The organism is Nonomuraea rosea (assembly GCF_039539705.1).
GTDB lineage: Bacteria > Actinomycetota > Actinomycetes > Streptosporangiales > Streptosporangiaceae > Nonomuraea > Nonomuraea rosea.
The window spans coordinates 160,707-184,257 of sequence record NZ_BAABDQ010000007.1; the positions used below are offsets into that span (position 1 = coordinate 160,707).

Here is a 23,551-nt window from a genome sequence, read left to right on the forward strand (position 1 = left end):
GTTTACGCTGTCCTCATGATGGCGGGACTGAGGGAGCGGAAGAAGGAGCAGACCCGGCGGCGGATCTCCGAGGTGGCGCTGCGGCTGTTCGACGAACGCGGCTACGACGCGGTGACCGTCAACGAGATCGCCGAGGCGGCCGGGGTCGCCAAGGTGACGCTGTTCAACTACTTCCCGACCAAGGAGTGCCTCGTCACCGACGGGGTCGAAGAGGACATGGCCGCCGTCGTCGTGGCCGGCCGCGCGGAGGGGCGCGCGCCGATCGAGGCGTTGCGCGAGCACTACCTGGCGACGGCCGGACAGGGCGCGGGCGAGGTGGACGTCGAGGCGCTGCTCGTCAGGATCCGCGTCATCGGGTCGAGCCCGTCCCTGCTGGGCGCGGTGTACGGGGCGCACATGGGCCAGCGCTACCAGCTGGCCGCCGCCCTCGCGGATGGGCGGGAGGGCGATCTGACCGCCCACCTGATGGCCGCGCAGATCACCGCCGCCGTCACCACGCTGCAGGAGTCGTTCTTCCATCGGCTCTCCGCGGGGGAGTCGCTGGAGGAGGCCGGCCGCCGCCTGGCGGCCGACGTCGAGCTGGCCTTCGACCTCCTCGAAAACGGCTTTAAATCGATAAAAGGGGAAAAATCATGAAAAACGGGATCAACTATGACGTGGGGTTCCTGCCGGGCGACGACAACTCCCGCAAGACGTTCGACGCCGGCACCGTCGCCCGCGACATGCGGGTGATCGCCGGCGACCTGCACTGCCAGGTCGTCAGGATCTCGGGGGCGGACCCGGAGCGGCTCACCGTGGCCGCCGAGCAGGCCGCCGCGGCGGGCCTGGAGATCTGGCTCACGCCGTTCCCCGTGGACCTCACGCAGCAGGAGATGCTCGGCGTCTTCGCCGAGGCGGCCGAGCGCGCCGAGTCCGTCCGCCGGGCCGGGGCCGAGATCGTCCTGGTCACCGGCTGCGAGCTCACCGCGTTCGGCAAGGGCTTCATCGAGGGCGCGGGCTACCGCGACCGGCTCAACGCGATGACGACCGGCGACATGACCTGGTGGACGACCCTGATGCAGGTCATGCCGCGCTTCAACGGTTACCTGGCGGAGGTGGCCGAGACTGTGCGCCCGCGGTTCGGCGGCCGGCTGAGCTACGCCTCCGGGCCGTGGGAGCCGGTCGACTGGACGCCGTTCGACGTGGCCGGCATCGACGCCTACCGCGCCTCCTACAACGCCCACGACTTCACCGACGAGCTGCGCGCCCACTTCAAGCACGGCAAGCCGGTGGCCGTGACCGAGTTCGGCACCTGCCCGTACAAGGGGGCGGGCGACCGGGGCGGCTCGGCGTGGGTGGTGCCCGAGGACGCGGTGCCCGACGAGGGCGAGCAGGTCCGCTACTTCACCGAGCTCATGGACATCTTCGAGCAGGAGGGCGTGGACACCGCCCTGTGGTTCACCTTCGCCGCCTACAACCGCCTCGGCGACGCCGGCATCGGCTCGTACGGCGTGGTCACGATGCTCGACGACACCCGGTGGGAGGCCAGAGAGGTCTTCCGCGCCATGGCCGCTAGATATTCGCGCAGCTGAAGATGGCCGTGCCCGGGATGTGACGGCCGCGCAACGGGCTCCAGCCGCCCCACACCCGCTCGTGCCCCTCCGGCCACTCGGGCTCCAGCAGCCCGGTGAGGCTCAGCCCGGAGGTCACCACCAGGTTCACCCAGTCGGCCATCGTGCGATGGTGCTCGGCGTAGGTCACCGCGCCGCCCTCGTCCTTCTCCACGTAGGGGGAGCGGTCGAAGTAGGACCGGTCCGAGGTCAGCCCGCGCGGCCCCGGATCGTCGGGGAAGGCCCACCGCACGGGGTGGCTCACCGAGAACACGAACCGGCCACCCGGCCTGAGCACCCTGCGCACCTCGCGGAACACGGCCGCCGGATCGGCCACGAACGGCAGCGCCCCGAACGCCGAGCAGGCCAGGTCGAAGGAGCCGTCCGCGAACGGCAGCGCCTCGGCGTCGGCCTGCGCCACGGGGACGTGCAGGCCGGTCTCCAGGTCGATGCGCTGCGAGTGGCGCAGCTGGCGGTGCGAGATGTCGAACGCCGCCACCTGCGCCCCCTGCGTCACCAGCCACCGCGCGCACTGCGCCGCGCCGCAGCCGATCTCCAGGACGCGCCGGCCGCGCACCTCGCCGAGGAGGTGCGCGTCGGCCTCGTCCACGCCTTCAGGGCACCACACGAACCCGCTGTCACGCAGGAACTCGCCGTGCTCGACCTGGTACTCGTCGGCGTTGCCGTCCCACCAGCCGAGATTGGCCCGCGAGGAGACGGAGATCACTAGCGCATCTTGGGGCCGCGCGGCATGCGGGCGCCCTTGGGCATCGGGCCCTTGGGCATCGGCATGTTCTTCGGCAGCGAGCGCAGGCGATCCTTGACCTCGTTGACCGAGGGCTTCTTCAGGTTGCGCGGCAGCTTCATGATGTGCCGCTGCAGCTTGCCGAGCGGCACCTGCCCCTCGCCGTCGCCGCACTGGATGTCGTAGATCTCGACGCCCAGCACCACCCGCGCGACCCGCTTCTTCTCGGCCGAGAGCATCTTCGCCACCCGGTTGCCCGGCCCCTCCGACACCAGCACCACGCCGGGATAGCCGACCACCAGGTGGATCAGGTCCTGGTCACGGTTGACCGCGATGGCCGGGGTCACCTGCCAGTTGCCACGCATGCCCTGCAGCACGGCCGCGGCGGCGCCGGTCTGGCCGTGCAGGATGGAGTATTGGGCCTTCTGCGCGAGCTGCCCGAACACCACCAGGCCGACCGTGAACGCCGCCAGGACACCGATGAACACCGAATACCACAGGTAGTCCGTGACCAGGCCGATCACGACGACCACAGCGAGCGTGCCCACCGCCGAAAGGAAGACGATGGGCAACCCCTTGGGGTTGGCCTGCTTGATGATCTGCGCGATCATGCGGAGCTGCTTGATGCGCCCCGGCTTCTCTGGGTCCTCGGACTTTGCCATGCTCAGAAGGATACAAACCAACTGGTGCGGGATGGAAAACGTGCCCGGCTCTTTTTGGTAGCGGCTAGATCTTCACCGTGACCGAGAGTCGCGGATCGGCCACACTGTGTGCCGCCTGGAGAGTGTACTCGCCCTCGGCCGTCCGCCATCCGTCCGACCACGTCTGGAAGGCCCGCTCGGGCAGGAAGACGGTGGTGATCACCGTCTCTCCCGGATCGGCCTCGACCACGTCGAAGCCGCCCAGCCACCGGCCCGAGTCGTCGGAGACGTAGATCTGCACGACCTCGCGGCCCGGGCGCGGCCCGGTGTTGGTCACGGCGACCGTCACGCTGGTGCCCTCGGCCGCGATCGAGTCGTACGACCAGGTCGTGTATCCCAGCCCGTGCCCGAACCAGAACGCCGGCGTCCGCCCCGACCGCTCCCACGCCCGGTAGCCGATGAAGGCGCCCTCGTCGTAGGGGACGACGCCGTCCACGGGCGTCACGTTCGTCACGGGCGCGTCCTCCAGGCGGCGCGGCCAGGTCGTGGGCAGCCGCCCGCCCGGCTCGGCGTCCCCGAACAGCACGCGGGCCAGCGCCGTCCCCGCCTCCTGCCCGGGGAACCAGGTGAGCAGCACCGCCGCCACCTCCTCCGTCCACGGCATCTCGACCGGGGAGCCCGCGTTGACCACCACGACGGTGCGCGGGTTCGCGGCGGCGACGGCGCGTACCAGCTCGTCCTGCCGTCCGGGCAGCGCGAGGTCCGTACGGTCGAAGCCCTCGCTCTCCACCTCGGGCGTGGTCGCGACCACCACCACGGCCACGTCGCACTCGCCCGCCACGCGGACGGCCTCGGCCATCAGCTCCTCCTCGCCGGGGGAGGGGACGGCGTGGCCGAGCGTGAAGGAGACGAACGCCATCCCCCCGAACGCCCCCGCCGGGTGCGTCACGGTCAGCTCGTACGTCTCGCCGGCCGTCATCGGCACCCGCACCCGCCGCTCGGGCGGCGACAGGAACGCCATGGCCGGGTCGCCGCCCGCCAGTTCGACGGTCTCGTCGAAGACGGCCGTGCCGTTCACGGTGACGGTGAACGCGCCGACCCCGGCGACGGAGAGCTGGTGGTCGCCGGAGACCTCAGCCGGGTACGAGGTCCGCAGCCGCACCGCCTTGAGCCGGTCGCCGTCCACCCCGGGCGGCAACCGGCCGAGCCACCGCGCCTCGGCGGTGGCCAGCGGCTGCTCGGCCAGCACGCCGCCCGCCTCGTCCAGGAACACGGCGGTCGCGGGCCGGGCGAGCGGCGACAGGCGGATGCGCGGATCGGTGCCGACGGCGTACCGGACCTCGGCGCGCTCGGCGAGACCGGCCAGCGGCGAGACGATCCTGCCGGGGAAGACCTGCGCGCTGCCGCCGCCCATGACGCGCGCCTCGCCGGCGGCCGAGCCGATCACGGCCAGGGTGCGGACGTCCCGCAGGGGCAGCAGGCCGTCGTTCGTGAGCAGGGTGAACCCGCGCTCGGCCACTTCACGCGCCAGCGCGACCCCGTCCACGGGCGCGCCGTCGTCAGGCACGGGACCGCGCAGGGCGCCGACCCGCTCGGCGAGCCGCAGGATGCGGCGGACGCGGTCGTCCACCACCGACTCCGGCACGCGCCCCTCGCGCACCGCCGCCTCCAGCCGCTCCCCCCACGGCCCGGACGGTCCCGGCATCGCCACGTCGGTCCCGCCCATCGCGGCGGCCTCGGTGGAGCGCACCGCCGTCCAGTCGGACACGACGAACCCGTCGAAGCCCCACTCGCCCTTCAGCACCCCGTTCACCAGGTCCGCGTGCTCGGTCATGGTGGTGCCGTTCACCGAGTTGTAGGCGGTCATGACGCCCCACGCGCCCGCCCCCAGCACCACCCGCTCGAACGGCCGCAGATACACCTCGCGCAGCGTCCTGTCGTCCACCACGACGTTCGCGGTGAACCGGTCGGTCTCGAAGTCGTTGGCCACGTAGTGCTTGGGCGTGGTGCCCACGCCGCCCTCCTGGACGCCCTCGACGTAGGCCGCGCCGATCTCCCCCGTCAGGTACGGATCCTCCGAGAAGCACTCGAAGTGCCGCCCGCCGAGCGGGGACCTGTGCAGGTTCAGCGTGGGCGCGAGCAGGACGTGCACGCCCTTGCGCCGGGCCTCCCGGGCGAGCAGCCGGCCCGCCCGCCTGACCAGGTCCACGTCCCAGGACGCGGCCAGCGCCGTCGGGCTGGGCAGGGCGATCGAGGGGTCCGCGGAGCTCCACTGCTCACCGCGTACGCCGATGGGACCGTCGCTCATCACGAGCCGGTCGAGGCCGATCTCGGGAATCGGCGGGAGAGACCACATGTCCGCGCCGGTGAGCAGCCGGATCTTGGTGCTGAGGTCGAGCCTGCTGAGCAGTTCGTCGAAGTCCACGACCACAGTCTTCACAGAAAACCGAGCGATCGATAGGTTTGTGGCCTTTGCGTTACGTAAAGACGGCGATCAGCGCCGTTCTCCCCTTTCGGGAGGGCGCTGATCGCCGGGCTCAGGCGAAGAACTCCAGCAGCTCGGGGGCCAGCGCCTCGGGGGCCACGTCGTGCCCCTGCCCGTGCAGGACGCGCCGCACCGCGCCGGGCACGGCCGCCGTGACCGCCGTCCCCGCGTTCGCCATCCAGGCGGGGCTGACCGCGCCGTTGAGCACGAGCGTCGGCTGCGCGATCGTGCCCAGCCGGGCGGCCGGCAGCGCGTTGCCCGGCCCCAGCACCGCGGCCTCGTACGCGAGGGTCTGCGCGACGGCCTCGACCTGCGCCCAGAACGGCTGCGCGCGCATCGCCGCGACGGCCCCTGCGGGCACCTCGGCCGCCTCCACCATGAACAGCTCCACCGCCGCGCCGGGACGGCCCGCCCGCACCAGCTCGTCGAGCCGCGCCGCGAAGTCGGCCGGCAGCTCGGGCGCGCTGTCGTCCACGTGGTACGGCGGCTCCCACACGGCCAGCCGCTCGATGACGGGCCCCTTCTCCAGTGCCTCCACGCTGCCGGAGCCGAGCCCGGCGGCGGCGGCCTCCAGGACGAGGGCCGCGCCCGACGAGCCGCCGAACACCATCGCCGACCCGCCCGCCGCCTCGATGACCGCGGCCAGGTCCTCGATCTCCCGCTCGACCGCGTACGGACGGGTGTCCCCGCTGTCCCCGCGCCCCCTGCGGTCGTAGTTGAACACCGTGAACCAGGGCGACAGGGCGGCCGACACGCCGGCCAGCGTGACGTGCCCCTTGTCGGTGAACGCACCGTGCACCAGGACGACCGCCGGCCCCGCGCCGTACCGGTCGAAGGCGATCGGGGTGCCGTCCGCCGAGATGGCCTTGCCGCTCAGCCGGCCGGCTGCACCAGGCACAGCGCCTCCCAGTGGTGGCCGTCGAGGTCGGCGAAGCCGCGCTGGTAGCGGTATTCGTCCTCCTGCTTGACGCCCGCAGGGGTGGCCCCGGCCGCGAGCGCCTTGTCCACCAGCTCGTCGACCTGGGCGGCGTTCTCCATCCCGAGCACCAGCACCGCGCTGGTGGTCTTGGTGGCGTCGCCGATCTCCTTGGAGACGTACGTGGCGAAGGTCGGCTCGGTCAGCAACATGACCTGCGTCTCCTCGCTGATGATCACCGATGCCATGCTGTCGGCCATGCCGAAGAGGCTGAAGCCGAGCTCGGTGAAGAACTTCTTCGACCGGTCCAGATCCTTGACCGGCAGGTTGACGAAGAGCTGCATTTCCCTGGTCCCTTCCATCGATCCGTGCGAACACCCATCAGTCTGCCGAGCGGCGGCTCGCCGGTCTTGGATCTGGGCGCCAGGTGGATTGACGTTCAGTGCACAGTGCCGGCCCGGCCGCCCGCGCGGCGGTATTCGGCGGGCGGCACCCCGTACGTGCGCCGGAACAGCCTGCTGAAGTGCGCCGAGTCCGGCAGCCCCCACCTGGCCGCGATCTCGCTCACGGGCCGGACGCCGCCCGCGGACAGATCCGCGCGGCAGCGTTCGAGCCGCCGCAGCCTGATCCAGGCGGCCACCGTCGTGTTCTCCGACTCGAACAGCCGGTGCAGGTAGCGCACGGAGATGTGGTGGGCCGCCGCGACGGTCGCGGGATCGAGGTCGATCTCGCCCAGGCGCTGCTCGATGAAGGCGTGGACGCTGAGCAGGAGCACCCGCCGGCGCGAGTCCTCCGGCAACGCCGGCTCCTGCTCGGCGCGCTCCGCGACGGCGGCGCCGACCAGGTCCATCACCACGGTCGACAGCCTGGCGGCGCTGCCCGGCTGGTAGGTCTGGTGGTCGGTGGACACCCGGCGCATCAGCGGCACGGCCAGCGCGGCGGCGCCGGACTCGGCCGAGATCGGGACCGCGGTGAGGTGGGCGGGCAGCGTGAGCAGCTCGCGCGGGAAGCTGAACACCGCGAGCCGCACGGCCGCGTCGTAGGCCAGCTCGTAGGGGCGGCTGAAGTCGTAGATCGCGAACTCGCCCTGCCGGAGCCTGGCCTGCCGGCCGTCCTGGGCCAGGCGCGGGCTGCCCGACACGGCCAGCACGGCCCGGTAGAGCTCGGGGTTGTCACGGTGGATCAGGCCCTGGGTGCGATGGATGCTGTGCGGGGTGGAGGTGCGGATCCGGCCGACGCCGACGGGGCCGAGCTGGCCGATCTCGACCTCGCCGCGTAACGGGGCGTCGGGGTCGATGCGTAAGTCGAGCGGGCCGAGGATGTCGCACACGATGCCCCGCCACGCGTCGTGGCGACTCTTGGCGGGCAGGTCGCTCGTGCGGATCAGAAGGGTCATGCCCCCGAACACCTCCGTCGCTCGCGATGCCATGCTAGCCACGCCTTCCGGCGCCGGATAGCCGAGCGCACGCGAAAAAGCCCCGGGCAGCCGAGCGCGACAGGCCCCACGCATGCAAAAGCCCCGTCCGGCCGGACGGGGCTTCTTGCTTGTGCTCAGGCGGTCTGGCGGGCCTCGATGGCCTGCTGGTAGAGCCGGCCCGCCCGGTAGGAGGAGCGCACCAGCGGCCCGGACAGGACCCCGGCGAACCCGATCGCCTCGGCCTCGGCCTGCAGCTCCACGAACTCCTCCGGCTTCACCCACCGCTCCACCGGGTGGTGGCGCGGCGTCGGCCGCAGGTATTGGGTGATCGTCAGCAGGTCGGTGCCGGCCTCGTGCAGGTCACGCATGGCCTCGACGACCTCTTCGCGCGTCTCGCCCATGCCCAGGATCAGGTTGGACTTGGTGACCAGACCGGCCTCGCGGGCCGTCGTGATCACCCCGAGCGAGCGCTCGTAGCGGAACGCGGGACGGATCCGCTTGAAGATCCGCGGCACCGTCTCGACGTTGTGCGCGAACACCTCCGGCTTGCTGGAGAAGACCTCCGCAAGCTGGTCGCGGTTGCCGTTGAAGTCGGGCACCAGCAGCTCGACGCCGCAGCCGGGCAGCAGCCCGTGGATCTGCCGCGCGGTCTCGGCGTAGAGCCAGGCCCCGCCGTCGGGCAGGTCGTCGCGGGCCACGCCGGTCACGGTCGCGTATTTCAGGCCCATCTGCTGGACGGACTCGGCGACCCGGCGCGGCTCGTCGCGGTCGTACTCCTTCGGCTTGCCCGTGTCGATCTGGCAGAAGTCGCAGCGGCGGGTGCACTGGTCGCCGCCGATGAGGAAGGTCGCCTCGCGGTCTTCCCAGCACTCGTAGATATTGGGACAGCCCGCCTCTTCACAGACCGTGTGCAGGCCCTCCCGGCGCACGAGCGATTTCAGCTCGGTGTATTCGGGGCCCGTCCTCAGCTTGGTCTTGATCCACGGGGGCTTGCGCTCGATAGGGGTTTCGGCGTTACGCACCTCCAGGCGGAGGAGCTTTCGGCCTTCAGGAGCAACGGTCACCGTCTCAGCTTACGTCTCCCGGGAAGGCGGACCGTTCGAGGGTCAGGAGATGAGGCCGAAACCGCGGATCGCCCGGCTGAAGTGGCCGAGCAGCTCGTCGTCGATCCGGTCGGACTCCCGCGTCCCGAGCAGGTCGGAGTGCGGGACCGAGGTGAGCACGCCGTCCTCGGTGAGCCTGAACCTGGCCAGCGCGCCCTCCCTGATCGACGCCACGCTCTCGCCGCGCAGCGCCGCCGCCTGCATCGGCGCCAGGTAGCCGCTGCCCGCCGCCAGCTCGCGCAGCTCGGCCAGCTCGTGCGCAGGGGCGACCCGCAGGGCCTGCGACTCGTGCCTGGCCAGTGTGCGGGTCTCGCCCGAGCGGGCCAGCCGGTCGAGGCCGTACTGGATGAGCAGCAGGGGACCGCCGAGCACCCGCCCGGCCAGGCGGCCGAACATGCCCATGACCTCGTAACCCGTGCCCGGCTGGTCCTCTATGCCGAGCGAGGCGGCGGTGATCCTGGTCTGCGCCTCCTCCCTGGCGTGCAACGGCCCGGCCGGTCCCAGCAGCGTGTCGCGCCAGGCGTCCAGCGTGAACTGGGCGCCCGTCACGATCAGCTCGCCGCCGGTCGGGACCCGCGCGTACGCGGTGGCCAGCAGGACGGCCCGCTGCCTGGGCGGCAGCGCCAGCCACAGCGGCAGGCCGACGACCAGGACCGGGGTACGCGACAGGCCGACGCGCTCGTAGCGGGTCTCCGGGTCGAGGTCCCTGATCGCGATCTTGCGCGGCCTGGCGACGCCGATCCGGTCGGCCACGCGGTCCGCGACGGCGTACAGCTCGGGGGCCGAGGAGCGGCCGAGCACCTCGGCGTCGGCGGGCAGGTGGCCCAGGCGCGGCCGCAGCGCCCAGGCCACCCCCAGGCTCACGCCGCCGAGCAGCCAGGCGAGCAGGGAGTCGAGGTGGGCCAGGATGGCCCACGCGCCCAGCACGACGAAGCCGAGCGTCAGCAGGTGCACCGTCAGCGCGAGCAGGAGAGCGAGGAGGCGCTTCACACGGGCGATGGTAAACCGGCGGACCCGGGATGACCGCCCCTGCCCGGATGCCGATTAGGTCACTGCCGGAGCAGGTCCTCCTCATGCAGTTCGTACGGCTCCAGCCCGAGCGCCTCCGACAGCCGCTTCTCCGCGATCTCCATGACCTCCTCCACCACGATGCGGCGGCCCGTCTCCGCCGACAGCGAGGACACCCCCACGTCGGGCAGCCCGCACGGCGCGATGCGGTTGAACCAGCGGGGGTCGTTCGCGCAGTTGAGCGCGAAGCCGTGCATCGTGACGCCGCGCGAGACCCGCAGGCCCACCGCGCCGAGCTGACGGTCGGGCAGGCCGAGGCTGGAGTCGCCGGCCGCCCAGACGCCGCCGCGGCCGCGCACGCGCCTGGCCGTGACGCCGAAGTCGGCGCAGACCTGGATCATCGTGTCCTCCAGGCGGCAGGCGTAGGAGGCCACGTCGGTGATGGCGACGATCGGATAGGCGACGAGCTGGCCGGGGCCGTGCCAGGTGAGGCGGCCGCCCCGGTCGACGTCGATGACCGGAGTGCCGTCGGACGGGCGCTCATCCGGGGCGGTGCGCTTGCCCGCGGTGTAGACCGGGGCGTGCTCAAGGAGCAGCACGGTGTCGGTCACCTCTCCGGCGACACGTTTGCCGTGCACCCAGCGCTGCAGCGACCAGGCCTGCTCGTAGGGGACGTCGACACCAAGGCGGACGATGGCGAGTGCGTGGGGACCGTCCCCGGGGATGGGGCGCATGAGCCTATTGTGCCGTTGCCTCACCCTTGAAGGGTAATCAGGGGGTCAGGAGACGGGGCTCGATCCTGAGCTCCTTGACCCCGCCGTCGCCGTCGCTCTCCAGCTTGTACGCGTAACCGCCCGGCTCGACGGTCACGGCCTGGATGAACTCCGTGCCCACGTAGTGCAGCCCCACGCCCTCGTCGGCCGCGTAGCCGCCGGGCAGCTCGCCCTCGGCCACCGACCGCTGCAGCATCGCGCGGCGCTGGGGCTCGGAGTTGTAGTGGACGCCGCACGAGTAGGGCAGCAGGGCCATGCCCTCGGCCCACACCCGCAGGTCGGGGCCGAAGGAGTCGGTGTTGCCCCCGACGTGCCAGCACAGCGCGCCCGCGCTCTGCCCCGACAGCACCACCCCGGCCCGCCAGGCCTCCTCGAACGCCTCGTCGAGCCCGTGCAGCCGCCACAACGCCATCAGGTTGGCCACGCTGCCGCCGCTGACGTAGATCATGTCCTGCTCGAGCATCCAGGCGCCGGGATCGGCCACGTTGGGCATCGGGAACACCGTCAGATGGCTCACCTCGACGTCCCAGCCCGCGAACGCGCCGTACATCTTCAGCAGCCAGTCCGCCGAGTCGCCTACCGCGGTGCCGACCAGGCCCAGCTTGGGCCGGTCCTGGCCGGTCAGGTCGAGGCCGTAGCGCAGCAGCGGGCTGGCCTCGACGAAGCTGTAGCGTCTGCTCGGACGGAACGATCCGCCCCCGATGGCAAGGATGTGCGACTGTCCCGACCGGCTCACGTCAGATCTCCCACCTGCTAAAAGGACGAACGGCACACTAGATTACGGCGCTCAGCGCCTCGTCGAGGCTGGTATGGGCGAAGCGGTAGCCGCCGGCCGTCAGCTTCTCCGGCAGCACCCGGTGACTGGGCAGCAACCCTTCGCGAGCGAACTCGCCGAGCCCCGCCGAGAGCGCGAATCCCGGAACCGGGATCGGCATCGTGCCCTTACGCAGGGCTTTTCCGAGAGTGCGGGTGAACTCGGCGTTGGTGACGGGGGAGGGGGAGGTGAGATTGACCGGCCCCACCATGTCCCGATTTTTCAGGATGTGCAGGGTGGCCCCGACCCAGTCGTCCACCGCGATCCACGACCAGTACTGCTTCCCCGATCCCAGCGGCGCCCCGAGTCCCATCTTGAAGATCGGCAGCATCCGCCCGAGCGCCCCGCCGCGCCCGCTGAGCGCCAGCCCCGTGCGCAGCTGGACGCACCTGACGCCGTACGCCTCCGCGCGCCTGGCCTCGCCCTCCCACAGCCCGCACAGGTCCGCCAGGAAGCCCGTGCCCCTGCCCTGGGTCTCATCGACCACCCGGTCGCCCGTGTCGCCGTAGAAGTCCACTCCAGAGGCGCAGACGAGCACTTCCGGCGGGCGTGACAGCTCGCCCAGCGCGTTGACGAGGACCCGCGTGCCCTCCACCCGGCTGGAGATCAGCTCCCGCTTGTACGCCGCGCTCCACCGCTTGTCGCCGATCGGCGCGCCCGCCAGGTGGACCACGGCTTCCGCGCCTTCGAGCGCGGCCAGGTCGGCCACCCGCTCGGAAGGCTGCCAGAACGCCTCGTCCTGGCTCCGCGGCTGGTGCCGTACGAGCCTGACGACCTCATGCCCCCCGGCCCGCAGTCCTTCGGTCAGCGCGCTCCCCAGCAGGCCCGACGCCCCTGTCACGATGATCGCCATGACCCCACAGTACGCCCGCGCGCCGCCCCGGGCGGGCAGCGCGAGCCGCGCGCCCACGAGGCGACGAAAAGCGGCAGCGAAAGGCCGGGCGGCTCGCCACAGCGAGCCGCCCGGCCGGAGATCCGCCGGAACCCCTACGCGAGGCCGAGCTGCGCCTCGAAGCGGCCTTCCTCCAGACGGCGCTTCACCGTCGTCAGGAACCGGGCCGCGTCGGCGCCGTCCACCAGGCGGTGGTCGTAGGTCAGCGCCAGGTAGACCATCGACCGCACCGCGATGACCTCGCCCTCGGCGGTGTCCAGCACCACAGGCCGCTTCACGACGGCGCCCGTGCCGAGCATGCCGACCTGCGGCTGGTTGAGGATCGGCGTGTCGAACAGGGCGCCGCGGCTGCCCGTGTTCGTCAGCGTGAAGGTGCCGCCGGTGATCTCGTCGGGCGTCACCTTGTTGGCGCGCGTGCGCTCGGCCAGGTCGGCCGTCTTACGGGCCAGCCCGGCGAGGTTGAGGTCGCCGGCGTTCTTGATGACCGCCGCGATCAGGCCGCGCTCGGTGTCGACCGCGAGGCCCAGGTGCTCGACGTCGAAGTAGGTGACCTCCATGGTCTCGTTGTTGATCGTCGCGTTGAGCTTCGGGTGCTGCTTGAGCGCCTCGATGGCGGCCATCTCGAAGAACGGCATGAACGACAGCTTCACGCCCTCACGGCGCAGGAAGTCGGCCTTCGCCTGGTCGCGCAGACGCGCGATCTTGGTGACGTCGACCTCGACCACCGTGGTGAGCTGGGCGGCCGTCTGCAGCGACTCGACCAGGCGCTTCGACATCGTCTGGCGCAGGCGCGACATCTTCTCCGTGCGGCCGCGCAGCGTCGTGTCGACCTCCACGGCCTCGGGCGCGGCGGCGACCGGCGCCGGCGCGGCCTGAGCCTGGGCCGGAGCGGCCGCGGCGGGCTGGGCGGCGGGAGCCGGGGCGGCCTGAGCGGCGGCGGCCTGGTCGCGCTGGGACTTGGCGGCCTCCAGCACGTCCTGCTTGCGGATGCGGCCGCCCACGCCGGTGCCGTTGATCGAGTCGAGGTCGACACCGTGCTCGTTGGCGAGCTTGCGCACCAGCGGCGTCACGTAGGGGCTGTCGCCCGACGACGGCAGCGAGGTGGGCTCGCTGGCCGGCGTGGTGGCGATCGGCGACGGCTGGGCCTGGGGAGCGGCCTGCTGCGCAGGAGCGGGCGCGGGAGCCGGCGCGGGGGCCGCCGGAGCCGGCTGCGGGATGGAGGAGACGGGCGGAGCCGGCGCGGGCTCGGGCTCCGGCTCGGGCTCAGGAGCCGGCGCGGGAGCCGCGGGGGCGGCCTCGGCGGCCGGAGCGGCGGCGCCCGGCTGGCCGTTCTCGTCGATGATGGCGAGCTCGGCGCCGACCTCGACCGTCTCGTCCTCAGCCACGACGATCTTGGTGAGGACACCCGCGGACGGCGACGGGATCTCGGTGTCGACCTTGTCGGTCGACACCTCGAGGAGCGGCTCGTCGGCCTCGACGCGCTCGCCCTCCTTCTTCAGCCAACGGGTTACCGTGCCCTCGGTCACGCTCTCGCCGAGCTGGGGCATCTGTACGGAGACCGGCATCGTTATTCTTCTCTCGCGTTCTGATCTCGAGGGCTTGGACTAGTTGTGTACGTGCAACGGCTTGCCGGCCAGGGCCAGCATCGCCTCACCGACGGCCTCGGACTGGGTCGGGTGTGCGTGGATGAGCTGGGCGACCTCTGCGGGCAGGGCCTCCCAGTTGTAGATCAGCTGGCCTTCGGTGACGAGCTCGCCGATGCGCCTGCCCACCATGTGGACACCGACGACGGGGCCGTCCTTCTGGGCGATGACCTTCACGGCGCCAGCGGTGCCGAGGATCTGGCTCTTGGGGTTGCCGGCGAGGTCGTAGACCTGCTCGACGATCTCGATGCCGCGCTCGGCCGCCTGCGCCGAGGTGATCCCGACCGAGGCCACCTCGGGGTCGGAGTAGGTGATGCGCGGCACGCCCGCGTAGTCGATGGGCGGCGGGTTGAGGCCCGCGATGTGCTCGGCCACCATGATGCCCTCGGCGAACCCGGCGTGCGCGAGCTGCAGCGTCGGGATCAGGTCGCCGATGGCGTAGACGCCGGGCACGGAGGTCTGGCAGTGCTCGTCGACCACGACCGCGCCGCGCTCGACGGCGATGCCCTGCTCCTCGAAGCCCATGCCCGCCGACACCGCGCCGCGGCCGACCGCGACGAGGAGCAGCTCCGCGTCGAACGTCTTGCCGTTGGCCAGGGTGACGACCACGCCCGTCTCCGTGGTCTTGGCGCTGTCGAAGAAGACGCCCAGCTCGTACTTGATGCCGCGGCGGCGGAAGGCCCGCTCCAGCAGCTTGGAGCTGGACTCCTCCTCGGTCGGCAGCAGGTGCGGCAGCGCCTCGACGATCGTGACCTCGGCGCCGAACGAGCGGTAGACGCTGGCCAGCTCCACCCCGATCACGCCGCCGCCCAGCACGATCACCGAGCTGGGCACGCGGTCCATCTTGAGGGTGTGCTCGCTGGTGATGATCCGCTCGCCGTCGATGTCGAGGCCGGGCAGCGACTTCGGCGCCGAGCCGGTGGCCAGGACGACGTTGCGGCCCTCGTAGACCTCCGAGCCCACCTGGACCCTGCCGGGGCCGGCGAGCCGGCCCTCGCCCTCGACGATCGTCACGCCCGCGCCCTTGAGCAGGCCCTGCACGCCCTTCCAGGCGCGCGTGACGATCTTGTCCTTGAACGCGTGGACGCCCGGCACGTCGATGCCGTCGAAGCGCGCCTTGACGCCGAAGGACTCGCTCTCGCGGGTCTCGTCGGCGATCTCGGCGGAGTGGAGCAGGGCCTTGGTGGGGATGCATCCCCTGTGGAGGCAGGTGCCGCCGATCTTGTCCTTTTCGATGAGGACGACCGACTTGCCCAGCTCGGCCGCCCGGAGCGCGCAGGCATAACCGCCGCTGCCGCCACCTAGGACGACGATGTCATAGGCCACAGGAAGGCTCCTTGTCGGGGTGTACGTGATGCCGTCATCTTTTCATTTGTTTCAGATGCTCGCGTGCCGCTCGGCGAGTCCGATGAGCGTGCGGGTGATGGCGCCCGTGCCGCCCTTCGGTGTGTAACCGTACGGCTCGCCCTTGTTGAACGCGGGTCCGGCCATGTCGATGTGGGCCCAGCGCACCCCGTCGGGGACGAACTCCTTCAGGAAGATGCCCGCCGCCAGCATGCTCCCCCAGCGCTCCGGCTGGAGGTTGGCGATGTCGGCGATCGGCGAGTCGAGGCCCTTGCGCAGCTCCTCGGGCAGCGGCATGCCCCAGGCGCCCTCGCCCGCGGCCGTGGCGGCCTCGACGACGAGCTCCCTGACGGCGTCGTCGTTGGCCATGACGCCGGCGGTGCGCCAGCCCAGCGCGACGATCTGGGCGCCGGTGAGGGTGGCGACGTCGACGATCAGGTCGGGGCCATCCTCGGCGGCCCTGGCGATGCCGTCCATGAGCACCAGGCGGCCCTCGGCGTCGGTGTCGAGCACCTCGACCGTCTTGCCGCTGTAGCTGTGGATGACGTCGGAGGGGCGCTGCGCGGTGCCGCTCGGCAGGTTCTCCGCCAGGCAGAGGTAGCCGACGACGTTGACGGGCAGGCCGAGCCTGGCGATGCCGAGCACCGCGCCGAGCACGGCGCCCGCGCCGCCCATGTCGGACTTCATCCAGTCCATGGAGGCGGACGGCTTGAGCGACAGGCCGCCCGAGTCGAACGTGATGCCCTTGCCCACGAACGCCAGCGTCTTGCCGGCCTCCGGGTGGGTGTAGGAGAGGCGGACCAGGCGCGGCGGGTTGACCGAGCCCTGGCCGACGCCGACGAGGCCGCCGTAGCCGCCGTCCTTGAGCTGCTTGTCGTCCAGCACCTCGACGCTCAGCCCGGCCTTGCCGCCCACCTGCTCGGCGATCTCGGCGAACTTGGCCGGCCACAGGTCGGACGGAGGCGTGTTGACCAGGTCGCGGACGAGCGAGACCGACTCGGCCAGCACTCCCGCGCGCTCGGCGACGCCCTCCGGCTGCCCGGAGACCACCGTGAGCTCGGCGACCGGCGCCTTCTGCGCGCCGTTCGTGCGGTAACGGGCGAAGGCGTACGCGCCGAGCAGCCCGCCGAGCGCGACGGCCTCGGCCTGCTCCTGCGTGCCCGCGGGCAGCGCGAGGGCGGCGCGCGGGGTGCCGGCGAGCGACCGGACGGCGGCGCCCGCGGCGCGGCGCAGGGTCTCGGGCGTGGGGTCGGCGGCGTCGCCGAGGCCGACCGCGACCAGCAGCGGGGCCGCGATGGCGCCGAACGTGGGCAGCTTGGCCAGCTCACCTGCCTTGCCGGAGAAGGCGACCGCCTTCAGCGAGGCGGCGAGCTTGCCGTCGAAGGCCGCGTCGAGGGACTCGGCGGCCGTGGCGGCGCGTGGGCCTTCCTGGCCTGACCTGAAGCCGACGATCAATGCGTCGGTGTCGATGGAGACTGGATCTGCTGAGTTCAGCCGCACAGTGGTCACGTAAACCGATGCTATCCACGGTTTCTACGTACTCACAAACAGGGGTTCATCCTACAAATCAATGGTCAGCGCTTCCCGAGACATGGTGCTAGTGTCATTAGCACCATGTTGCTGACACTCGATCTCAACGATGCGCGCCCCCTGCACGAGCAGGTGGCCGGGGCCATCAGGCGTGCCATCGGCGAGGGCTCCTACCTGCCCGGAGACCGGCTGCCGCCGGCGCGCGACCTGGCCCAGGCGCTCGGCATCAACTCCAACACGGTCCTGCGCGCCCTGCGCGACCTGCGCGACGAAGGGCTGCTGGAGTTCAGGCGGGGCCGGGGGGTCAGCGTGGCGCGGCGCGCCGACGGGCGGGCCCTGCTCGCCCAGCGCACCCGCGAACTGCTCGAAGAAGCGAGGAGGTACGGCTACGGCCGCGACGACCTCATCGCCATCCTGGAGGAACTGCCATGAACGCCCGAACGATCGTCGTGTCGTGGGGTGTGCTGGTCACCGCCGTGTTGATCATCATGCCCCTGTCCCTGCGGGACCGGCTGCCCGAACAGCTGGCCGTCCACTGGGGAGTGAGCGGCGTGCCCGACCGCTCGATGTCGTTCGTCCCGTACGTGGCGATGGGGGTGCTGTTCTGGGTGGTGCCCTGGCTGGTCATCCTGGGGGCCGCCGTGCGCGGCATGGCGCTGGTCCGCAGGCTCGGCCGGGTGTACTGGTGGGGCTCGCTGGCGTTCCTGAGCGTGTTCGCGCTCGGCATGAACGCCGCTACGCTCCTGGCGAACCTCGGCGCTTCCGACTGGACCCGGGCCGACCTGGCGGGCTGGCACGTGTTCGCGCTCAGCGCCATCGCGGCCGCCGCCGCCCTGGCCGCGGGCTACGCGGGCAGGGGCGCTCCCGACCAGCAGCCGCCTCCCGGCGAGCAGCCGCCGCGCCTGCGGATGCGGGCGGGCACGCGGGCGGTCTGGGTCAGCAGGGTGACCAACCCGTGGCCGGCCGCGCTCACCGCGGTCGCGGGCGCCGCCCTGGTCGTGGCGATCGTGCTGGAGTTCGTCGGCGTCACGTCCGGCGGCACGGCACTCGCGCTGCTGCCCGTGCTGGTCATCGTGCTCGTCGCCGGCCTCCTGTCCGCGTCCGTCACGGTCAGCGCGGGGCAGGACGGCGTGGCGATCGGGTTCGGCCCGTTCGGCCGGCCGGTGCGCAGGATCCGGCTGTCCCGCATCGACTCGGCCCTGCCCGAGGTGCGCCACCCGAGCCAGGTCGGCGGCTGGGGCTTCCGCGGGCTGCCCGGCAGCGCGACCATCATGCTGCGCGGCGGCGAGTGCCTGATCATCCGGTACCGTTCCGGCGGACAGCTCGCGATCAGCATCGACGACGCCGCACGCGGCGCATCCCTCATCAACGCCCTCATCGCGGAGCGAGTGGAGACATGAAAAGACCCCTCCTGATCTTCATCGTCCTGGCCTTCGGCCTGTCCTGGGCGATCGTCCTGCCCATCTGGTTCGGCGGCGGCCTGAGCTCGCCGTCGATGCAGGGGCTGGCGACGCTGATGATGTTCACGCCGGCGGTGGGCGTGCTCGGCGTGTGGGCCGTCACGCGCACGCCGGCCAAGGAGTGGGCTCGCCAGACCGGCCTGACGCTCGGCGAGAGCAGGAAGCGCACGGGCCTGCTCGTGCTCACGGCCTGGCTGGGGATGCCGCTGCTGGCGTTCCTGGCCATGGGGCTCAGCGCCGTCACCGGGCTGGTCTCGCTGGACCTCGACCGGCTCAGCCTGTTCAGGGCGGCGCTGGAGGCGCGCGGGATCGAGGCGCCCGCCGACCTCGGCACCGCGGCGCTCCTGCAGATCGTGATCGCCGTCGTCGCCGGTCCCGTGCTGAACGCGATCCCGGCGCTGGGGGAGGAGTGGGGCTGGCGGGGCTGGTTGCTGCCCAGGCTGCTGACCTCGAACGGCGTGGTCGCCTCCCTCCTGCTGTCCGGGGCCGTGTGGGGAGTCTGGCACGCCCCGCTCACGCTGCTCGGCTACAACTACCCGCGGCTGGGCTCCTGGGCGGCGCTCACCTTCATCGGCTTCTGCGTGCTGGCCGGGGTGCTGTTCGGCTGGCTGCGGCTGCGTACCGGCAGCGTGTGGCCCGCCGTGGTCGCGCACGGCTCGCTCAACGCGGTCGCCGCGCCCGTCCTGCTGCTCGGCGACGCCGCCGCGCCGCCGAACGAGTTGCTGGCGGGGGTGACGGGGCTGGCGGGCTGGGTCGTGCTGGCGGTGGCCGGCACGGCCCTGCTCCGCCTGTCCCCGGTACGGCGCCCGCAGCCGGTCGCCTGATGTGACGCCTCCGGGCCCCTGGCCGCGCTCAGCCGAGCACCGGTCCGGGGCCCGGGCGCTCAGCTCTCGGCACCGGTCCGGATCCCGGGCGGACAGCTCTCGGCGTCGGTCCGGGATCCCGGGTGCTCAGCCGAGCACCGCGCACACCACCAGTGTGGTGGCCGTGGCCGTTTCCACCAGGGCGCCCAGGACGTCCCCCGTGACGCCGCCCAGCCGGCGTCTGGCGTGCCGCAGGAGCAGCAGAGCCGCTCCCAGCCCGATGAGCAGGGCGATCGGCGGCACCACGACTCCCGCGAGCCCCTGGGAGCCCTGGGAGTCCTGGGAGTCCAGGGAGCCGACGAAGCCGATGGCCGCGCTCGCGAGCAGGGCGGCCACGGTGGCGGCCACGGTGGCCGCCCACGCGACGGAGGGGCGTACCGTACCCGCCACCATCGCGCCGAGACCGCCGGGGCGGGCGGCGGGCACCCCGGCCCGGCAGGCCCACGTCAACGCCAGCCGCCCGGCCGCACACGCCGTCACCAGCGCCGCGAACCCCGCCCCGTTCGTAGCCCCGGTCATGGCCCCAGCCGTCGCCGCAGCCGTCGTCCCAGCCGTTGCCCCAGAGGTCGCCCCTGCCTCCGCCAGCGCGGCCACCTGGACGAGCAGCGTGAACACCAGCGCCATCACCCCGAACGGCCCGATGTCCGACTTTTTCATGATGTCGAGCGCCTGGTCGGCCGGCTTGCCGCTCCCCAGCCCGTCCGCCAGGTCGGCGAGCCCGTCCAGATGCAGCCCCCGGGTCAGGACGGCCAGCAGCCCCACCGCCAGAGCCGCGCCGAGCAGCGGCGAAGCGGGCAGCAGCAACGGCAGCCCGGCGACCGCGCCGAGCACCAGCCCGACGGCCGGCGCCAGCACCATCGCCTGCCCCGCGACCTCCCGATCCACCCGCTCAACACGTACGGGGAAGACGCTGAGCGTGCCGATCGCGAACCGCAGCCCGTGCACCAGCCGCATAACGGACGATCCTATGGCCCACTAGTGTGGCGGGATGCACGTGGTTGAACTGGAAGGCGTAGGTGTCCGTGTTGTCGGCAAATCCCTGCTCGACGCGGTCGATTGGCAGGTGGACTACGGCGACCATTGGGCGATCCTCGGTCCCAACGGCGCGGGCAAGACGACGCTGCTCTCGCTGGCGAGCGCCGTACGGCATCCCACCGAGGGCACGGTCAGGGTGCTCGGCCACCAGCTCGGCCGGGTCGACCTGCGGGAGCTCCGCCGCCACATCGGCCTGGTCGCGGCCAGCCAGCGGCTGATCGACGAGGAGCTGATGGAGGAGGAAGGCGCGACCGCGCACACCGTGGTGCTCACCGGGCACACGGGGACGAGCGTTCCCCTGTGGGAGAGCTACGGGGAGAGCGAGAAGGAGCGCGCCCTTCGCCTGCTGTCCGACCTCGGCTGCAAGGACCTGGCGGACCGGCCGTTCCGCGTCTGCTCCCAGGGCGAACGCGCCCGGATCCGGGTCGCGCGGGCGCTCATGGCGGATCCCGCGGTGCTGCTGCTCGACGAGCCGTTCGCGGGGCTGGACCTGCCGGCGCGGGAGGACCTCATCGCCGCCGTGGAGGACCTGGCCACGACCAGGCCCGTCCTGACCACCGTGATGGTGACGCACCACCTGGAGGAGGTGCCGGCGACGACCACGCACGCGATGCTCATGCGCGACGCGAGGGTGCTGTCCGCGGGCCCGGCGTCGGAGGTGCTCACTTCGGAGAACCTCTCCGAGTGCTTCGGCCGCCCCCTGCACGTGGACCGCCTCGACGGCCGCTGGTACGCAAGAGCCGTCCGCCCGTAGACAGCGCATTCGGCACGACCGCCTGACGCGCCATCGGCCCCTCAGCGGACCGCCGGGGGGCGCCCAGTTCAACCGGATCACCCGGAGCCTCCGAACGGGCTCGCCGCGTTTCCGCGCTCACGCGGACGGCCCGGCGCCGCGAGCCCACCGAGCCCGGTCTCCGGAGCTTGAGCGGGAGTCGAGGCCGTGAGTTGTGCGGATGCGGCGGACAAGATCACAAGCTTGCCCGAACCTCCAGCCGTCACAGCTCCAGCAGCCTCACGGCTCCAGCAGGCATCACAGCTCCGGCAGTTATCACAGCTCCAGCAGGCGTCCCGCGACCACCAGCGCCACGTACTCGGACTCGGCGGCGAGGCGCTCGTTGAGCCGCCCGAGCGCGTCCCTGAACGCCCTCCCGCTGGCCGTCGCGGGCACCACGCCCATTCCCACCTCGTCGGACACGGCCACGATGCGCTCAGGCGTCTGCCGCCACGCCGCCACGAGCTCGTCGCAGCGGGCGGCCACCGGTGCGCGGTCGCCCTCCCACGCCCCGTGCTCGTCGAACACCGCCGCCAGCCAGGTGCCCAGCCCGTCGATCAGCAGCGGCGTGGCGGCCCGCCGGACGGTGCCTGCAAGGTCCGTGGTCTCGGCGGTCTCCCAGTGCGCGGGCCGCCGCACCCGGTGCGCCCGCACCCGTGCCGCCCACTCCCCATCGCCCTCGCCGCCGGGCCCGGTGGCCACATAGGTGACGTACGGCTCCGCCGCCAGCCGCAACTCGGCCTCAGCCGACTTCCCGGACCGCGACCCACCCAGCAGCAACGCCCGCCTTACGTGCCCTGCCGTCCGCTGGGGCGGGGTAAGCGGCTCCGGCGAGGTGGGCGGCTCGGGTGACGCAAGCCGGGCCGGTTCCAGCTCCGTGCCGTCGGATACGGCGATCGCGCCCCACAGCCGCAGGCGCCTGGCCAACTCCGCCTCCGAGCGGACCCGGTGATCCAGCCCGATGGCCACCACCAGGGTCTCGTCGTCGGCCATCCCGGCTCGCCGCAGCTCTCCGAGTCGTTCCGGCCGGTCGAGCAGGTCGATGAGCACCATGTCGTACCTGGCGGGCCCGTCCAGGGGCGGGCTCGCGTCCGGTGGGAGGCACAGCAGGGCCGAGCCGTCGGGGGAGGCCAGCCCGAGCCCGCCCGCGCAGACGGCGTACCCGTCCGGCAGGCCGGCGAACGGGAACCGGATCACGCCGTCCACGGTCAGGTCGAACGGGCGGCGGTGACCGGTGGGGAGCGCGGCGCACGACGCGCAACGACATCCCGGCTCGGGCCACCCAGCGCTGCCCGCCGTACCGGAGAGAAGGACCTTCACCGCGCCGAGCGTACAAAGCGGCTGGCCAGGCACGCAGGCCGGGTGCCGAGCCAGGCCCGCCTGAGGTGGGTGGTCAGGGTGCGGGCTGCGTGGTGGAGCGGGTGCGGCGGCGGGTGGCCACCACTGCGCCGCCGCCCAGGAGGACCAGTGCTCCTGCGCCGCCCGCGATCAGTGCGATCGGGAGCCCGCCGCCCGGGTCCGAGCCGGTCGGGTCGGGGCTGAGGTCGGTGCCGCCCTTGTCCTGGGCGGGGTAGTCGCCGATGGTGACGACGTCGCCCTGGGCGTTCGCGCGGACCTTGGCCGCCGTGGCGAGGAGATGCGCGGCGGTGGCGTCCTCGGCGCCGGCCACGCACTTGAGGACCCCCTTTGCGGGCGGCCGGTCTCCGGGATAGGCGTCGCTCTCGCCGTCGCCGAAGTCCACCATCACCACGACGCGCTTGTGACCCGAGGTGGCCGCGTCCTTGCCGCACACGATCCGGAACGACGGCAGTTCCCCGCCGGGGGACTCGCCCGCTGCGGCGTCGGGGGCCGCGGAGAAGCGCCAGCCGATCACCGAGCCGTCCGGCGGCGCGTCCTGGGCCGTGGTTGCCAGCCACGCCGTGCCATCGCTCTGCCAGACGCTCCAGGCGCGCGTCACGCCCGGTGCGGCGGCTTCGGGTACGAGGTCTTCGGGTGCGAAGGACTGGGTCCCGAGCGTCGTGAGAAGGGCGAGCGGTGGCGCTCCGAGAGGCTGCGCGGCGATGGCCGGCCCGGGGGTCGTTGCGGTGCGGGATGGTGCGGCCGAGGAGGGTGCGGCGAGCGCGGAAAGGGGGAGGGAGAGGGAGAAGGCAGCCCCGATGGCGACCCCCGCCGCAACACGATATGCGCGCAGCATCGATTGACCTCCAAGCTCGGGAGTAGGGTTCCAGTGCCGTCGGAGGGTGCGCCGGCGAACCCGCGGAAAAGGAGCGTATGGCATGACATGGCGGTGGCGTTATGAAAATGCAAATGGTGGTGAGGTGACGGATCGCCCTTTGCCGCGAGAGGTTTTTCCGAGCCAGGCGGACGCGGAGTCCTGGATCGGCGAAAACTGGCGTGACCTGCTCGAAGCCGGTGTTGAGCAGGTGGCCTTGCTCGATGAGGACCGCGTTGAATACGCGGGATTGTCATTGCGACCGGAGTGAATTCCGGCTAATTGAAAAACCCCTTGAGCACAGTGGTG

Annotated in this window: 24 protein-coding genes; 7 read left to right on the top strand and 17 right to left on the bottom strand. The window is 72.1% G+C overall.

Going from position 1 to position 23,551, the window contains the following annotated elements; all coding sequences use genetic code 11:
- The first annotated feature begins 15 nt into the window (after window positions 1-15).
- Both ABEA43_RS19100 and ABEA43_RS19105 read left to right on the top strand, forming a co-directional pair.
- On the top strand, window positions 16-636 hold the full coding sequence (locus ABEA43_RS19100; RefSeq protein ID WP_345563484.1) for a TetR/AcrR family transcriptional regulator: 621 nt from the start codon (window positions 16-18) through the stop codon (window positions 634-636).
- On the top strand, window positions 633-1,571 hold the full coding sequence (locus ABEA43_RS19105) for a glycoside hydrolase family 113 protein (RefSeq protein ID WP_345563486.1): 939 nt from the start codon (window positions 633-635) through the stop codon (window positions 1,569-1,571). Before ABEA43_RS19100 ends, ABEA43_RS19105 begins: the two co-directional genes overlap by 4 nt.
- Here ABEA43_RS19105 and ABEA43_RS19110 read toward each other — a convergent pair.
- The 14 genes from ABEA43_RS19110 to ABEA43_RS19175 form a co-directional block, all read right to left on the bottom strand.
- Complete coding sequence (locus ABEA43_RS19110; RefSeq protein ID WP_345563487.1) at window positions 1,552-2,316, bottom strand: class I SAM-dependent methyltransferase; 765 nt, start codon at window positions 2,314-2,316, stop codon at window positions 1,552-1,554. The two genes, ABEA43_RS19105 and ABEA43_RS19110, sit on opposite strands and share 20 nt — an antisense overlap.
- Window positions 2,316-2,996: a DUF4191 domain-containing protein gene (locus tag ABEA43_RS19115; protein ID WP_345563489.1), complete on the bottom strand. Its 681-nt coding sequence runs from the start codon at window positions 2,994-2,996 to the stop codon at window positions 2,316-2,318. The genes ABEA43_RS19110 and ABEA43_RS19115 overlap by 1 nt, the downstream gene beginning before the upstream one ends.
- A gap of 64 nt (window positions 2,997-3,060) precedes the next feature.
- On the bottom strand, window positions 3,061-5,400 hold the full coding sequence (locus ABEA43_RS19120) for a beta-glucosidase family protein (RefSeq protein ID WP_345563491.1): 2,340 nt from the start codon (window positions 5,398-5,400) through the stop codon (window positions 3,061-3,063).
- Between the two features lie 112 nt (window positions 5,401-5,512).
- Window positions 5,513-6,358, bottom strand: coding sequence for an alpha/beta fold hydrolase (locus ABEA43_RS19125; RefSeq protein ID WP_345563493.1), 846 nt, complete (start codon window positions 6,356-6,358; stop codon window positions 5,513-5,515).
- Window positions 6,334-6,720 (bottom strand): VOC family protein, encoded by a 387-nt coding sequence (locus ABEA43_RS19130; protein ID WP_345563494.1) that lies wholly within the window; start codon window positions 6,718-6,720, stop codon window positions 6,334-6,336. The genes ABEA43_RS19125 and ABEA43_RS19130 overlap by 25 nt, the downstream gene beginning before the upstream one ends.
- A gap of 95 nt (window positions 6,721-6,815) precedes the next feature.
- Complete coding sequence (locus ABEA43_RS19135; RefSeq protein WP_345563496.1) at window positions 6,816-7,772, bottom strand: AraC-like ligand-binding domain-containing protein; 957 nt, start codon at window positions 7,770-7,772, stop codon at window positions 6,816-6,818.
- Between the two features lie 155 nt (window positions 7,773-7,927).
- Complete coding sequence (gene lipA / locus ABEA43_RS19140; RefSeq protein WP_345563498.1) at window positions 7,928-8,857, bottom strand: lipoyl synthase; 930 nt, start codon at window positions 8,855-8,857, stop codon at window positions 7,928-7,930.
- 42 nt (window positions 8,858-8,899) lie between these two features.
- Window positions 8,900-9,886, bottom strand: coding sequence for a M48 family metallopeptidase (locus ABEA43_RS19145; protein ID WP_345563500.1), 987 nt, complete (start codon window positions 9,884-9,886; stop codon window positions 8,900-8,902).
- A gap of 59 nt (window positions 9,887-9,945) precedes the next feature.
- Window positions 9,946-10,638, bottom strand: a complete 693-nt coding sequence (gene lipB, locus ABEA43_RS19150; protein ID WP_345563502.1) for a lipoyl(octanoyl) transferase LipB — start codon at window positions 10,636-10,638, stop codon at window positions 9,946-9,948.
- A 37-nt stretch (window positions 10,639-10,675) separates the two neighbouring features.
- A complete protein-coding gene (locus ABEA43_RS19155) occupies window positions 10,676-11,413 on the bottom strand; it encodes a Type 1 glutamine amidotransferase-like domain-containing protein (protein ID WP_345563503.1) in 738 nt (245 codons plus the stop codon).
- 37 nt (window positions 11,414-11,450) lie between these two features.
- Complete coding sequence (locus ABEA43_RS19160; RefSeq protein WP_345563505.1) at window positions 11,451-12,344, bottom strand: TIGR01777 family oxidoreductase; 894 nt, start codon at window positions 12,342-12,344, stop codon at window positions 11,451-11,453.
- A gap of 134 nt (window positions 12,345-12,478) precedes the next feature.
- The gene (sucB, locus tag ABEA43_RS19165; RefSeq protein WP_345563506.1) at window positions 12,479-13,948 is read right to left on the bottom strand and encodes a 2-oxoglutarate dehydrogenase, E2 component, dihydrolipoamide succinyltransferase; all 1,470 of its coding nucleotides are present in this window, start codon (window positions 13,946-13,948) and stop codon (window positions 12,479-12,481) included.
- A gap of 39 nt (window positions 13,949-13,987) precedes the next feature.
- The gene (lpdA, locus tag ABEA43_RS19170) at window positions 13,988-15,352 is read right to left on the bottom strand and encodes a dihydrolipoyl dehydrogenase (RefSeq protein WP_345563507.1); all 1,365 of its coding nucleotides are present in this window, start codon (window positions 15,350-15,352) and stop codon (window positions 13,988-13,990) included.
- A gap of 51 nt (window positions 15,353-15,403) precedes the next feature.
- The gene (locus ABEA43_RS19175; protein ID WP_345563509.1) at window positions 15,404-16,879 is read right to left on the bottom strand and encodes a leucyl aminopeptidase; all 1,476 of its coding nucleotides are present in this window, start codon (window positions 16,877-16,879) and stop codon (window positions 15,404-15,406) included.
- A 105-nt stretch (window positions 16,880-16,984) separates the two neighbouring features.
- On the opposite strand from ABEA43_RS19175, the gene ABEA43_RS19180 reads away from it, so the two are divergent.
- Genes ABEA43_RS19180 through ABEA43_RS19190 form a run of 3 tightly spaced genes read left to right on the top strand, consistent with a single transcriptional unit; the run spans window position 16,985 to window position 19,184 of the window.
- Window positions 16,985-17,332, top strand: coding sequence for a GntR family transcriptional regulator (locus ABEA43_RS19180; protein WP_345563511.1), 348 nt, complete (start codon window positions 16,985-16,987; stop codon window positions 17,330-17,332).
- Complete coding sequence (locus ABEA43_RS19185) at window positions 17,329-18,300, top strand: DUF1648 domain-containing protein (RefSeq protein ID WP_345563512.1); 972 nt, start codon at window positions 17,329-17,331, stop codon at window positions 18,298-18,300. The genes ABEA43_RS19180 and ABEA43_RS19185 overlap by 4 nt, the downstream gene beginning before the upstream one ends.
- Complete coding sequence (locus tag ABEA43_RS19190; protein WP_345563513.1) at window positions 18,297-19,184, top strand: CPBP family intramembrane glutamic endopeptidase; 888 nt, start codon at window positions 18,297-18,299, stop codon at window positions 19,182-19,184. The genes ABEA43_RS19185 and ABEA43_RS19190 overlap by 4 nt, the downstream gene beginning before the upstream one ends.
- 126 nt (window positions 19,185-19,310) lie before the next feature.
- Here ABEA43_RS19190 and ABEA43_RS19195 read toward each other — a convergent pair whose 3' ends face one another.
- Window positions 19,311-20,177 (bottom strand): adenosylcobinamide-GDP ribazoletransferase, encoded by an 867-nt coding sequence (locus ABEA43_RS19195; protein WP_345563515.1) that lies wholly within the window; start codon window positions 20,175-20,177, stop codon window positions 19,311-19,313.
- A gap of 34 nt (window positions 20,178-20,211) precedes the next feature.
- Between ABEA43_RS19195 and ABEA43_RS19200 the strand changes: the two genes are divergently transcribed.
- On the top strand, window positions 20,212-21,012 hold the full coding sequence (locus ABEA43_RS19200; RefSeq protein ID WP_345563516.1) for an ABC transporter ATP-binding protein: 801 nt from the start codon (window positions 20,212-20,214) through the stop codon (window positions 21,010-21,012).
- A gap of 294 nt (window positions 21,013-21,306) precedes the next feature.
- Here ABEA43_RS19200 and ABEA43_RS19205 read toward each other — a convergent pair whose 3' ends face one another.
- Window positions 21,307-22,350 (bottom strand): bifunctional adenosylcobinamide kinase/adenosylcobinamide-phosphate guanylyltransferase, encoded by a 1,044-nt coding sequence (locus ABEA43_RS19205; protein WP_345563518.1) that lies wholly within the window; start codon window positions 22,348-22,350, stop codon window positions 21,307-21,309.
- A gap of 73 nt (window positions 22,351-22,423) precedes the next feature.
- Window positions 22,424-23,224 carry an SCO2322 family protein gene (locus ABEA43_RS19210; RefSeq protein ID WP_345563520.1) on the bottom strand — a complete coding sequence of 267 codons (801 nt, stop codon included), beginning with the start codon at window positions 23,222-23,224 and terminating at the stop codon, window positions 22,424-22,426.
- 82 nt (window positions 23,225-23,306) lie between these two features.
- Here ABEA43_RS19210 and ABEA43_RS19215 point away from each other — a divergent pair, with 82 nt between their 5' ends.
- Window positions 23,307-23,513 carry a hypothetical protein gene (locus tag ABEA43_RS19215; RefSeq protein ID WP_345563522.1) on the top strand — a complete coding sequence of 69 codons (207 nt, stop codon included), beginning with the start codon at window positions 23,307-23,309 and terminating at the stop codon, window positions 23,511-23,513.
- Window positions 23,514-23,551 lie beyond the last annotated feature (38 nt).